Source organism: Oceanicola sp. 22II-s10i (assembly GCF_002210105.1).
GTDB lineage: Bacteria > Pseudomonadota > Alphaproteobacteria > Rhodobacterales > Rhodobacteraceae > Pseudooceanicola.
Genome location: NZ_AQQU01000004.1, coordinates 189,331 through 201,455, shown reverse-complemented (window position 1 = coordinate 201,455; position 12,125 = coordinate 189,331). Strand labels below are relative to the sequence as shown.

Genomic DNA, 12,125 nt, shown 5'->3' with positions numbered 1-12,125 from the left:
GGTTTCCATGCTCAGCATCCTCGCCGACCGCACCTACCGGCACCTGTTCCTGGCGCAGATCGTCGCGCTGCTCGGCACCGGGCTGGCGACGGTGGCGCTCGGGTTGCTGGCCTATGACCTGGCCGGAGACGGGGCGGCGATGGTGCTGGGCACCGTCTTCACGATCAAGATGGTCGCCTATGTCGGCGTCGCCCCGGTCGCCGGAGCCTTCGCCGACCGGGTGAACCGGCGCGCGCTGCTCGTGGCGCTCGACCTTGTGCGGGCCGGATGCGCGCTGGCGCTGCCTTTCGTCACCGAAGTCTGGCAGGTCTACGCCCTGATTTTCCTGCTGCAATCCGCCTCGGCCGCGTTCACGCCGACCTTCCAGGCGACCATCCCCGATGTCCTGCCCGAGGAGGAGCGCTACACCCGCGCGCTGTCCCTCTCGCGCCTCGCGTATGACATGGAGAATATCGTCAGCCCGACCCTCGCCGCCCTCCTGCTGGCGGTGATGAGCTACAACGCGCTCTTCCTCGGAACGGTCGTCGGGTTCGTCGGTTCGGCGCTGCTCGTCGTGTCCGTCATGCTCCCGAGCCCCAAGCCGTCCGAGCCGCGCGGCATCTACGACCGCACCACCCGCGGCATCCGCATCTACCTTGCCACCCCGCGCCTGCGCGGACTGCTTGCGCTGAACCTTGCGGTCGCCGCGGCGGGAGCGATGGTCCTGGTGAACTCAGTCGTTCTGGTAAGGGGAATGCTTGGCCTGTCCGACTCCGCCCTGGCCTGGACGATGTTCGCCTTCGGCGCCGGGTCGATGGCTGCGGCGCTGATCCTGCCACGCCTGCTGGACCGTCTGCCGGATCGTCCGGTGATGGTCGCCGGTTCGGTTGTGATGGTCGCGGTCCTTCTCGCCCTCGCGGTGGCAATGTCCGCCCTCGGCCTCTCCTGGCTCATGCTCCTGACTGCCTGGCTGGCCATCGGCTTTGGCTATTCCGCGGTCCTGACTCCGTCGGGCCGCCTCCTGCGCCGGTCAGCCCATGCCGAGGATCGCCCGGCCGTTTTCGCCGCCCAGTTCGCCCTGTCCCACGCCTGCTGGCTGATCTGCTACCCGCTCTCCGGCTGGCTGATGACCCGGCTCGGCGCTGTCGCCGCGCTGGTCGTGCTGGCAGCCGTCGCCGGTGCCGGGATCGTCGCGGCACTGCGGCTCTGGCCCGCCGGGGACACGCCCGAGGTCGAGCATACGCACGACAACCTGCCGCCCGATCATCCGCATCTTCAAGGGCATCGCAGGCACACGCATGTGCTCGTCATCGACGACCGGCACCCGAAGTGGGCGACGCATTTCTGAGTGGCAAAGCGGACATTCCGTTTCGAGTTCGCCAGTGGATGCTTGGGGCCGGAAGCGGTCACGCAGTGACACTCGCTGTGCCCTTTTCGGAAGTCGGCCATCCTTGACGTCTTAAATCCAGATGTTGGGTGACCTGGTCCACGTGGTTTCGCGACGGCTCACTGCGCCAATCGATCTCAAGCCGGGGCTCTGCACCCCGATAGAAATCAGCGTGATGCGGTTCGTCGGGCGACAGTCTTCAAATCGTAGGCGGGGAATGGAAGTCTGTTCTCCTCGGCGGAGGAACGGCTTCAGGTGCTCGCCCTAGCTGCTGTCGCAAAGCATGCCGGCGCATCGGCTGATCTTCACCGGCAGCAGCATGTCCTACCGCCACGATGACGCGCTGGCACGGCGCTGGCCGGAGGTGCTGTGCGACACGGTCGATTCGGGCTGGGTGCAGACATGGATGGGAGGGCCTCTGCGCCCGCCCCGCTTGAGCTGGCGCATCACGCGCAGGCCAGGCTGGCCACCGGCGATTGCGCTGCGGCGCAGATGTCAGGCGAATACCGGCGCCGCATGAAGGCCCGGAAACCGGACGGCAAAACCACCGACACCGGGTTCCGGTATGCCCTCATGGCCAAGCTCGACGCTCTGATCGCAGAGAGCCTCGGTCGGGACAGGGCGCGGGGCGCTCGAACAGCACCGGTGGAACGGTGCCGCCACTTATTAATCCGGCTCATTTTTGCAATCGAATTATGCACTCTAATGCATCTCCGCCCACGCCCCAGATCATGTTCACAACCACCAACAAAGGATACGGACATGTCTGACGACATCAACAAGAGTGACCCGACCGATCCCGCACGCCGCTCGCTGCTTGTCACCGCTGGCGTCGGTGCCGCCGCCCTCGGTGCTGGCGCGCTCGCCGGCAAGGCCGCTTGGGCGCAGGACGCCGGCGACTGGGACAAGACCTTCCCGAAAAGCGACGCGGTCGAGCACTCCAAGGTGAGTTTCACCAACCGCTACGGCATCGAACTGGTGGGCGATCTCTACATCCCCGCCGACCGTCCCGAGGGCACGATGCCCGCACTGGCCGTCGCGGGCCCCTTCGGCGCGGTGAAGGAACAGGCATCGGGCCTCTACGCCCAGACGATGGCCGAACGCGGCTTCGTCGCGCTGGCCTTCGACGGCTCCTACACCGGCGAAAGCGGCGGTGAGCCGCGCTATGTCGCCTCGCCCGACATCAACAGCGAAGACTTCATGGCGGCTGTCGATTTCCTCGGCCTGCACGAGGCGGTCGACCGCGAGCGTATCGGCGTGCTGGGTGTCTGCGGCTGGGCCGGCCTTGCACTGAATGCCGTTGCCGCCGACAAGCGCGTGAAGGCGGTGGCCGTGACCAGCATGTACGACATGTCCCGCGTCAACGCACAGGGCTACTACGACGCGATGACCCTTGAGCAGCGCACGGAACTGCTGACCCGCCTCAGCGAACAACGCTGGGAAGACGCGGCCTCGGACGGCCCGCCCGCGCTGGCCGGCGGTCTGCCGGATACGCTGGACGGCATCGATGACCCGGTCATCACCATGTATTACAACTACTACAAGACCGATCGCGGCTATCACCCCCGCTCGGTGAACTCCAACGGCGGCTGGAACGTCACCTCGGCGATCTCCTTCATGAACATGCCGCAGCTTACCTACATCGACGAGATCTCGCCCCGTCCGGCGCTGATCATCGCAGGGTCCGAGGCGCACTCGCGCTACTTCAGCGAAGATGCCTATGCCGCGGCGGCTGAACCGAAGGAGCTGATGATCATCGAGGGCGCCGATCACGTCGATCTCTATGACCAAACTGACATCATCCCCTTCGACAAGCTGCAAAGCTTCTTCGAAGGCCACCTGGCCTGATCTGACGCACCGCAAAAAGCCGGGCCACGCGCCCGGCTTTTTCGCGCCCACATATCTCGATCAAACCGTTTCCGGCCGTAACCAATCTGCCTGAAACGGGACGGGACTTTGCTCAATTTGAACGCGGGCGCGATCCGGGTTCGCGGCAATCGCGCCGATGACCGTGGTCATTTGCACTGAAGGTTAGACTGGCGCGTATTCTGTGGAAAGCGGCCAGCTCCTTTCCCAAGGCCGTCGAGCCAGGGCGATCAGGCCGACGCCGAGATCATGGCACATCCGGTGCATCCGGAAGCTGGCCTTCGCCATCGTTACGAAAGCGACGCTCATCGACTTGTGTTTTTCGCGAACAAGGTGCCGTCCATTGCCCACCGACCCGTGGCGGACAGTGAATCCGCGTCTTGGGGATGTCACGCTCGTGTCTCGGATGGCGTCAGGTGCAGCCTGGCTGCTTGAACGCATGAGCCACCAGTGCCGGGACAACTCGGCTCTCCCAAAAGGTCTCCCACAATCTGCGGGTTTGCCGAACCTGTCGAGATCGGGGCCAACTGCCTTCATTCACTGTATTTGGAAAAAACCTTCGTTGCGGATAACCGCAGCGCGCCACCCCGCGCATGCAAAGCGACGACAGCATCCATGCCGCCACGCGGAGCCGGTCCTGTCTCTTCTTCATCACACTTGTAGCGTCGGCCGTTGGAGGCATACTCCGCCACAACCAACTACAAGTGATTGCCTTGACCATCGCCACGCCTGCCCGGACCTACGTCGTTGTGCTCACCGCGCTCGGCGCGACGCATCTTCTGAACGATCTCATGCAGTCGCTCATCCCGGCTGCCTATCCGATCCTGAAGGAGGCCTACGGGCTCGACTTCGTGCAGATCGGCCTGATCACGCTGACCTTCCAGATCGCCGGATCGCTGCTGCAACCGGTGATGGGGATGGTGACGGACCGCTATCCGGCGCCCTATTCGCCGGTCGTCGGCATGGCTTTCACCCTGTCCGGGCTGGTCTGCCTGGCCTTCGCCGGAAGTTACGCCGCAATCCTCGTCGCGGTCGCGCTGATCGGCATCGGATCCTCGATCTTCCACCCCGAGGCGACACGCATGGCGCGCTACGCGGCAGGTGACCGGCAGGGGCTGGCGCAGGGGATATTCCAGGTGGGCGGACAGTCGGGCGGCGCACTCGGGCCCGTCTTCGCCGCGTTGATCATCGTGCCGTGGGGCCAGCCGAGCCTCGCCTGGTTCGCGGTACTCGCGCTGCTCGCGATGGCGCTGCTGACCTGGATCGGCAGGCAGCAGAAGCGGATCCGGGCGGAGTTCACGGACCGCTCGGCCCGCCGCCGGGCCGAGGCCCCCTCCCCCGAGCACAGCGCCGCCACGATCGCAATCGGACTGATCGTCCTCACCTTCCTCATGTTCACCAAGAACACCTATGGCGAGAGTTTCCGCTCCTTCTACACATTCTATCTGATCGAAAAGTTCGGCCTGTCGATCCCCGCGTCGCAGATGATGCTGTTCCTGTTCCTGATGGCGGCGGCGGTCGGCGTGCTGATCGGCGGCGTCGTGGGCGATGCGATCGGGCGGCGGCAGATCATCTGGATCTCGGTGCTGGGGCCGCTGCCTTTGACGCTGATCCTGCCCTATGCCGACCTGTTCTGGACCGGCGTGCTGACGGTGGCGATCAACCTGATCATGGCCAGCGCCTTCGCCTCGATCCTGATCTACGCGATGGACCTGCTGCCGAACCGCATCGGCCTGATCGGAGGCCTGTTCTACGGCCTGAACTTCGGCCTCGGCGGGATCGCTGCGGCGCTGCTCGGGGTCGTTGCGGACAGCTACGGGGTCGAGCAGGTCTACCGGCTCTGCGCCTTTCTGCCCCTCGCGGGGCTCGCCGTCTGGTTCCTGCCGCCGATCGAGGAACGTCGCGTGAGGTAGGCCGGGGCGATTGGCGGTTCCGGTGCGACCGCCGTCGATTGCGCATCGAGAGGTCGGAGAGAGCTTGGCTGATGGCGTGGTCCTGATTTCCGCAGGCCGACAGAGAACGTTCCGAACATGACCCGGCTTGGCGTGATGATAATCGCGCTGTTTAACACCCGCCTCATGACGCTTCTGGCAAGCGCCGCGATCAGGTCCGTTCGGGTGAGGAAACCGAGTCGTGTTCGATGACCGGCACCGCACCGACATCACCATCGACCATCATCGGGAGCAACGCACTGATCGGCGTGGCGGTCATGGCGCGTGGTCCGGCGACGCTCATAATGTCTCCGGCCTGAACCCGTCGATCTCTCCGACCGTCCAGCAACCGTTTCAGCGCAGGCACGAACCGTCGGCCCCCGTATACCACGTCACCCGCTTTCAGCGCGTCTCACTCCAGCCGCCCGAACCGCCGCGCAGCGATATCCTACAGGAATCCCGCGTCCCTCAGGTTGGAGATGCCCAGCGATGTCCCGTGGACGGACAGGTGCGCGCCCTGCTGGATCGCCTGTAGGACCTCCGCCGGCGACACACCGGCGTCAAGCGCGCAACGGATGGCCTGGCGCAGAGCGACCGCATCGTAGCCGGTGAAACACCCGGCCAGCGCAATGCGGATCAACGCCTTCTCACCCGAGCTCAGCCCCCCGTCGGTCCCGCGATGCGACAGCAGGTCCAGCACCGCGTCGAGATAGCCCCGATCCAGCCGCGCCAGAACCTGCGCCGCCGCGGGCGGGATCGCCGGCTGCGACGCGATCCGGTCTGACAGGGGGGCAGGCAGGACGTCGGAGGGGGCAATGCCCGCTTCCTCCGCAAGGATCGCCGCGCCGGCATAAACGGCGTCCAGCCCCTGCGTGGCCACGATGCTCAAGACATCCAGCACATCGGCCACAGTGGCACCTTCCTCGCGCGCCTTGACGAGATGGGTAAGTAGACCCGGCTGAAAGAGATGCGTGGCCGAGGTGTCGGCGGCGACATAGATCAGCTCGACCATGCGACCGGACAACGGCCCGTTGCGCGCGGGATACGCCGCGTAACCTGAATAGGCGGTAAGGAAACCGGGGTCGATTTCCAGCAGCGTGTCGCACCATGGCCGCCAGTAACCGCGATCCTCGATGAACCGGGCCTTGACCGCTTCCTGTTCGGCTGAAAGCCCGGCCATCACGTGCCCCCGCGTTTCAACGGCACCGTCTGCCCGGTTACGAACTGCGCCCGCGTGCCGCCGAGGAAGGTGGCGACCTCCATCGCGTCACGGTCCAGCCGCAGACCCGTGGGCTGAACGGCATTCACCCGGCGCCCGCTGGCGCCCAGTTCGCAGGCCAGCGTGGCGACCAGCATACGCGCCCCGGCAAGATCCCCCTGCGCGGCATACGGGGCAGCCGGATCGTCCGGCGGCAGGATCAACGTCAGACTGGCGTCCTGCGGATGGTCGGCGGCAAAGGCGCTGGCTGCGGCGTGGACGGCCTCCAGCCGGGCGCCCGGAGGGGAATGAAGGGGGCCGGCGTCGATCACCGCAGCATAGGGCGCAGCCGCGTTGGTTGCCGCCAGCGGTTCATCTTCGGGGCCCGCGTTCCGAAGCGACCACGCCGCCGCTGCGTCCAGCGGCAGCGCCGCGCGCCCGCCCGGCGCATATCCATACGTGCCGCCATAGACGGACGATCCGCCATCGACGCAGAGCTGCCCGCCGTGCATCGCCGCCGCCTCGGGGCTGGCGAGAAAGACCATCGCCTCGGCCAGATCCTCTGGCTGGCCGAGCCGGCCGAGCGCGATCCGCGCCGTCGCGCGCACCATGTCGAGCTGGCCGCTGGCGATCAGCTTTTCCACCAGCGCCGTGCGCACCATGCCGGGGCACAAGGCGGTGACCGTGAGGTCGGGCCGCTGCGCCGCAAGCGCTCGGGTCATGCCCAGCACACCCGCCTTGCTGGGGCTGTAGGCACTGCGGAACGGCACGGCCCGCAAGGCGGCACCCGACGCGACGTTCACCACGCGCGCACCCTTGGCAAAGCGCGGGGACAGCGCCTCGAACACCTGTGCCGGTGCGCGCAGGTTGAGCGAAAGCAGCCGATCCAGCTGCGAAAACGGCTGATCGGTCAGAAGCGTGCCGCTGTCGTCCGAGATGCCGGCGTTGTTGATCAGTGCGTCGATCTCGCCGAAGTCCTCCGGCACCGTCAGGCGCTCCGCGCCCTGCACCAGGTCGACGGTCATCGCCATGTGCGGCCCGGCCGCGGTCTCCGGCAGCGCCGCCAGCACCTCGGCCAGACCCGCTTCATCCCGGTCGATCAGCATGACGCGGGCGCCCGCCCTAGCAAAGCTGGCCGCCGCCGCCCGTCCAAGGCCCGATGCGGCCCCCGTGATCACGACACCTGTCATATGTCCCATCCCATTGTTCCGCCGGGGCCGGGACGCCAAACGCCCGGCCGCCTTTGCCTGTCGCGGTTGCCTTGCCGCATCATGCCGTCATGCCTCCTGCGCCGTTCGGCCCATCACCCATGCGCCAAGATAGACGACGAGGGTGCATATCGCGCAGATGGTGGCCAGTTCGACATTCGAAAGGCCCAGCACCATGTCGCCGGGCACCGCCATCGCCAGCCCGCCGACCACCAGAAGCGCACGCGCCGGATAGCCGAGAACCCCGAGCCGCGCCGTGCTGCCCAGCCCGTAAAGATAGCCCTGAAGGCCCATCGACAGGATGGCCACGCCGATCACGGCGTTGAAGACATGGACAAGGATGTCGAGCGGTTCGCCCTGCATGATCAGCGTGGGTTCGAGCACGAAGAAGAACGGGATGAAGTAGATGATCGTGGCGAACTTCATAGCCTCGAACCCGGTGCGCATCGGGGTGGATCCCGCCAGCGATGCAGCGGCGAATGCCCCGAGCGCGACAGGCGGCGTGATGTAGGACAGCATCCCCCAGTAGAGCATGAAGAGATGGACCCCCAGCACGTTCAGCCCGGAATCCGCCAGCGCCGGTGCCAGCGTCAGCGCCAGCACGAGGTAGGCCACCGTCACCGTCACGCCGATCCCCATGATGAAGCTGACCACGGCGCCGAGGATCAGCAGCAGGAAGACCTGCCCGTCCGCAAGGCTCAGTAGGTCGAAGGCGAAGGTCGAGATCTTGCTCTGGTAGGCCAGTGCGCCCACGATCAGGCCGACGCCTGCCAGAAGGCCCGCGAGTTCCGCGAACAGGCGGCCGATCGCCTCCCAGAAGTCGACAAAGCTCTGCCGTGTCATGCGGTGGCGCGGGATGACCTGGTTGATGAACAGCAGCAGAAGCGTGGCGATGTAGGGCGCCTGCGTCTCGCGGTTGGCGCCGACCAGAAGCCAGATCAGGATCCCGAAGACGACGAGGAAATACCAGCCTTCCTTCAGCACGCGGGTGACGGGTTCCAGATCGCCGCGCGCCATGCCCTTCAGGTTGGTCCGGGCGGCATACATGTCGACCTGGATGAAGATCGAGAAGAAGTAGAGCAGCGAGGGAATGATCGCGGCGATCAGGACATCGCGGTAGGGAATGCCGAGGTTGATCGCGATGATGAACGCGGTCGCGCCCATGACCGGGGGCATCAGGACCCCGCCGGTCGAGGCGCAGGCCTCGATCGCGCCGGCCGTGTGGGGCCGGATCCCGGTGCGTTTCATCGCGGGAATGGTCATGGCGCCGGTCGTCAGCACGTTGGTGATGACGCTGCCGCTCATCGAGCCGAGCAGCCCGGAGGAGATCACCGACACCTTGGCCGGGCCGCCGCGCACGCCGCCCAGCAGGGCAAAGGCGAGACGGATGAAGAACTGACCGCCGCCCGTGTGCTGCAGCGCGACGCCGAAGATCATGTAGCCGAGGACGAGATCCGCGAAGGCGCGGAACGGGATGCCGATCACGCTTTCGGTCGACAGCAGGTGAAAGGCGGCCGTGTCGGGGATGGACTCGGTCGTGCCTTCGAGAATGCCGGGCATGAAGCCGGCGAACAGCGGATAGGCCGAGATCACGCCGACGATGCAGAGAACCACCAGCCCGCTGGCACGGCGCGTCGCCTCCAGCACGATCAGCCAGAGCGCGATGGATATGTATTGCATCATCGGCGGGGCGACGAATTCCCAGCCGTAGTTCAGGATCGGATCCGCATACCAGACCAGCACCGCGGACAGGCCGAAGGCCGCAATGGCCAGAGCCCCGTCGATCCATGTGGCCCATCCTCCGGCCGCACCGGGCGCCAGCGGAAAGACGATGAAGGCGCCGGGCAGCAGGAACGTCAGGATGATGTAGTAATACTGGCTGTCGAGAAAGATGTATCCCGTCAGCGCACCAAGGTTGAACACCCGGTAGATCGCCATGGCGATGGCGAGGGCCGTGATCGCGATCAGGGCCCCCTTCACCGACGACGGCAGGGTCCGGTAGCGGCCGGAGTCGTCGGTGGACGGCTCCGGCACTGCGTCGTTGCTGGTCATAGCATCAGTGCCTTAGTCGAAGTTGACCGCCTGCCCTTCGGCACGCAGCTTCTCGGCCCGCGCGTCCATCCAGGCGGCGGTGAATTCCTCGCCGTCCAGATCCGCGCCCGGCCCGGCGTTGAACTCGTCCCAGGCCGCCATCAGAACGGCCTGACGCGCGATCAGGGCGTCGTTGTGGGCCTGATCCTCTTCGGTCCATTTGCCGATTTCCTTGAAGTAGCGCACCGAGCCTTCGTGATAGGGGATGGCCCACTGCATCTTCTGCCGGTCAAGCGCCCAGCCCGTCGCCCCGGCGGCGCCGTCCTTGTACTGGTCGAAATTCTCGACCATCGCCTTGGTCACTTCGTAGACCACGTCCGCGTCCTGATCGGCATTGGTCGTCAGGATCGGATAAGGATAGGTCGATCCCTCGATCGGGTTCTCCTTGGACAGTTCGGTCCCGACGGTCGCGTTGGTCTGGACGAAATAGGGCGCCAGCGCCTGGACACGGGCCCAGCCTTCTTCGTTCTCGAACGGCATCGGCAGCCATTTCAGGCCCTGCGGCGACGCGGCGACCTTCTGGGTCAGCGGCGAGACGGTGCTGCTGAAGGTCGCATCAGCACGGCCTTCGGCCAGCGCTTCGTGGTCGGCACCGGTGCCCGACACTTCTACGACTTCGACGTCATCCAGCGTGATGTCGGCAAAGGCCAGCAGCGCGGACAGCGACCAGTTGACCGAAGCCGATCCCTTGATGACGGCGACCCGCTTGCCGCGCAGGTCTTCCATCGTCTCGATGCCGGATGCCTCGGTCACGGCCATCATCAGCGCGCTGTCGGCGGAGGAGGACATCATGATGCGCAGCGGCTGCGGGCCCCAGCCTTTGGTCCCGAAGAGATAGACGCCCTCCTGCCCCATCCAGACGGTGGCCCCGCAGTTGCAGAACTCGGCCCGGCGGTCACGCAGCGGCGTCATCCGGGACACGTCGTTCTTGCCGGGCAGGATGCGCACGTTGGTGCCGTACTGCTCCTTGAGCATGTTGGCGATGGCGACGGTGTGGGCATAGCCCGACGACGTGGTCTGATAGGCCATCCAGGTCATGCTCCTGGGCAGATCCTGTGCCGTGGCCGCGCCGATCATGCCACCCAGGGCGATGGCCGCCGCGGTGATGCGGGCCGTGGAAATTCCGAACATAGTTTTCCTCCTTGTTTGATCTTTCGCCGAAGTCCCCCCGGAAACGGCGGGGCCGGACACGGGCGGTGACCCGGTATCAGACGGCCTGAGCCGGCATTGCCGCGCTTGCGGCCGGGCATGGAATGGCTGAGTGCCGAGGCGTTCTCCGGCCGCGGGGATCAGCAATGCGGACATGGAACCGATACCGTTCTGATCGAGCGAAACACGCCGTGATTCTCCTCCCCAGGGACGCTGACCGGCCGGTCAGGCACCACTTGAATGACATATCTTAAAATTTCTTTCAATGATATTGCTTTCATTAGATGAAATAATTTGCCAGGCGCCGAACATAGAGTAAAACTACTATTTTTCAGAGGCTTGAGCCGAAATCAAACCCGCGTTCCACCCTCTGCAGGCGTGCGTGGTTAGCGTTCCTGCGCGGTGAAGTAGATTGATCGACCCGCGCAACAGGTGTAGCTACGCCGGACGCAATCACGAGGACACACCTTGCCACCCCGCCTGGATCTCACCGGCCGTTCCCTTGACGCTCATCGGCGGGGCGCAAGCTTCGGGTCTGTGGTATGAGGACTGTCAATCGCACCTTCTCGATCCTAGAAGCCTTTACCGCGGATCGACGTTCCCTGGCCCTGCACGAGATCGCCAAGATCGTCGGCCTGACCAGTCCGACGACCCTGCGGATCGTGAAATCCCTGGTGGACCTCGGCTATCTCGTCCGCCTGTCGAAGAACGAATATTGCCTGTCGCCCAAGGTCCTTCGCTTTTCCGCCGCGCTGAAGAGCACGCTCGGTATTCGCGAAATTTCCTATGACATCAGCCACGACCTGGCCGAACAGACCAAGGAATCCGTCGCGATCTACATGGTCGACCAGCTGGAACGTGTCTGCATCTACGCCATCGACTCGGAACTCCGACTGCAGGCCGTGGTCCGCGAAGGCGAACGGGCCGAACTTGGGCAAGGCGCCAGCGGCAAGGCCCTGCTCGCCTTTCAGGATACCAAGACCACCGCCGAGGCCATCGAAAACAACCGGCGCAAGCTGGGCGTCGAGCCCAGGGCGCTGGCGGCGGAACTGGACGAGATCCGCGCCCGCGGCTATGCCGTGACGAATTCCGAGGTGACCTTCGGCAACGCGGCAGTGGCCGCCCCGATCTTTGAACGGGACGGCACGGTCAGGTTCGCGCTGTCTCTGGCCTGTCCGGAGGTCCGGTTCGGCAAGAGCCGCGAACAGTTCACCGAGAAAGTCCTTCAGTCCTCGCGGCTTATCTCGCAACGCAATGGCGCTGTCCTGACCGACTTCCCGAACGTCTCCTGATCCGGCCGCGCAGATGCCGCTGTC

The 12,125-nt window shown here is 65.4% G+C and carries 8 protein-coding genes; 4 read left to right on the top strand and 4 right to left on the bottom strand.

Features of this window, described 5'->3' with window-relative positions:
• Positions 1 to 7 precede the first annotated feature (7 nt).
• The 3 genes from ATO6_RS12750 (at position 8) to ATO6_RS12735 (ending at position 5,145) form a co-directional block, all read left to right on the top strand.
• Positions 8 to 1,327 (top strand): MFS transporter, encoded by a 1,320-nt coding sequence (locus tag ATO6_RS12750; RefSeq protein ID WP_088624393.1) that lies wholly within the window; start codon positions 8 to 10, stop codon positions 1,325 to 1,327.
• Positions 1,328 to 2,128: 801 nt separating this feature from the next.
• Complete coding sequence (locus ATO6_RS12740; protein ID WP_088624391.1) at positions 2,129 to 3,214, top strand: alpha/beta hydrolase; 1,086 nt, start codon at positions 2,129 to 2,131, stop codon at positions 3,212 to 3,214.
• Between the two features lie 731 nt (positions 3,215 to 3,945).
• Positions 3,946 to 5,145, top strand: a complete 1,200-nt coding sequence (locus ATO6_RS12735) for an MFS transporter (RefSeq protein ID WP_088624390.1) — start codon at positions 3,946 to 3,948, stop codon at positions 5,143 to 5,145.
• Between the two features lie 466 nt (positions 5,146 to 5,611).
• On the opposite strand, the gene ATO6_RS12730 is transcribed toward ATO6_RS12735, so the two are convergent.
• The 4 genes from ATO6_RS12730 to ATO6_RS12715 all read right to left on the bottom strand — a co-directional run bounded on the left by ATO6_RS12730 (position 5,612) and on the right by ATO6_RS12715 (position 10,791).
• Positions 5,612 to 6,343 carry a carboxymuconolactone decarboxylase family protein gene (locus ATO6_RS12730; protein WP_088624389.1) on the bottom strand — a complete coding sequence of 244 codons (732 nt, stop codon included), beginning with the start codon at positions 6,341 to 6,343 and terminating at the stop codon, positions 5,612 to 5,614.
• Positions 6,343 to 7,551 carry an SDR family NAD(P)-dependent oxidoreductase gene (locus tag ATO6_RS12725; RefSeq protein WP_088624542.1) on the bottom strand — a complete coding sequence of 403 codons (1,209 nt, stop codon included), beginning with the start codon at positions 7,549 to 7,551 and terminating at the stop codon, positions 6,343 to 6,345. Before ATO6_RS12725 ends, ATO6_RS12730 begins: the two co-directional genes overlap by 1 nt.
• 87 nt (positions 7,552 to 7,638) lie before the next feature.
• Positions 7,639 to 9,621 carry a TRAP transporter fused permease subunit gene (locus ATO6_RS12720; RefSeq protein WP_088624388.1) on the bottom strand — a complete coding sequence of 661 codons (1,983 nt, stop codon included), beginning with the start codon at positions 9,619 to 9,621 and terminating at the stop codon, positions 7,639 to 7,641.
• Between the two features lie 12 nt (positions 9,622 to 9,633).
• Positions 9,634 to 10,791 carry a TAXI family TRAP transporter solute-binding subunit gene (locus ATO6_RS12715; RefSeq protein WP_176440919.1) on the bottom strand — a complete coding sequence of 386 codons (1,158 nt, stop codon included), beginning with the start codon at positions 10,789 to 10,791 and terminating at the stop codon, positions 9,634 to 9,636.
• A gap of 560 nt (positions 10,792 to 11,351) precedes the next feature.
• On the opposite strand from ATO6_RS12715, the gene ATO6_RS12710 reads away from it, so the two are divergent.
• Positions 11,352 to 12,101 carry an IclR family transcriptional regulator gene (locus ATO6_RS12710; protein ID WP_088624386.1) on the top strand — a complete coding sequence of 250 codons (750 nt, stop codon included), beginning with the start codon at positions 11,352 to 11,354 and terminating at the stop codon, positions 12,099 to 12,101.
• Positions 12,102 to 12,125 lie beyond the last annotated feature (24 nt).

Coding starts and splice junctions, on each gene's coding strand:
- ATO6_RS12750 (WP_088624393.1), top strand. CDS start 8: ATGCTCAGCATCCTCGCCGACCGCACCTACCGGCACCTGTTCCTGGCG.
- ATO6_RS12740 (WP_088624391.1), top strand. CDS start 2,129: ATGTCTGACGACATCAACAAGAGTGACCCGACCGATCCCGCACGCCGC.
- ATO6_RS12730 (WP_088624389.1), bottom strand. CDS start 6,343: ATGGCCGGGCTTTCAGCCGAACAGGAAGCGGTCAAGGCCCGGTTCATC.
- ATO6_RS12725 (WP_088624542.1), bottom strand. CDS start 7,551: ATGACAGGTGTCGTGATCACGGGGGCCGCATCGGGCCTTGGACGGGCG.
- ATO6_RS12720 (WP_088624388.1), bottom strand. CDS start 9,621: ATGACCAGCAACGACGCAGTGCCGGAGCCGTCCACCGACGACTCCGGC.
- ATO6_RS12715 (WP_176440919.1), bottom strand. CDS start 10,791: ATGTTCGGAATTTCCACGGCCCGCATCACCGCGGCGGCCATCGCCCTG.
- ATO6_RS12710 (WP_088624386.1), top strand. CDS start 11,352: ATGAGGACTGTCAATCGCACCTTCTCGATCCTAGAAGCCTTTACCGCG.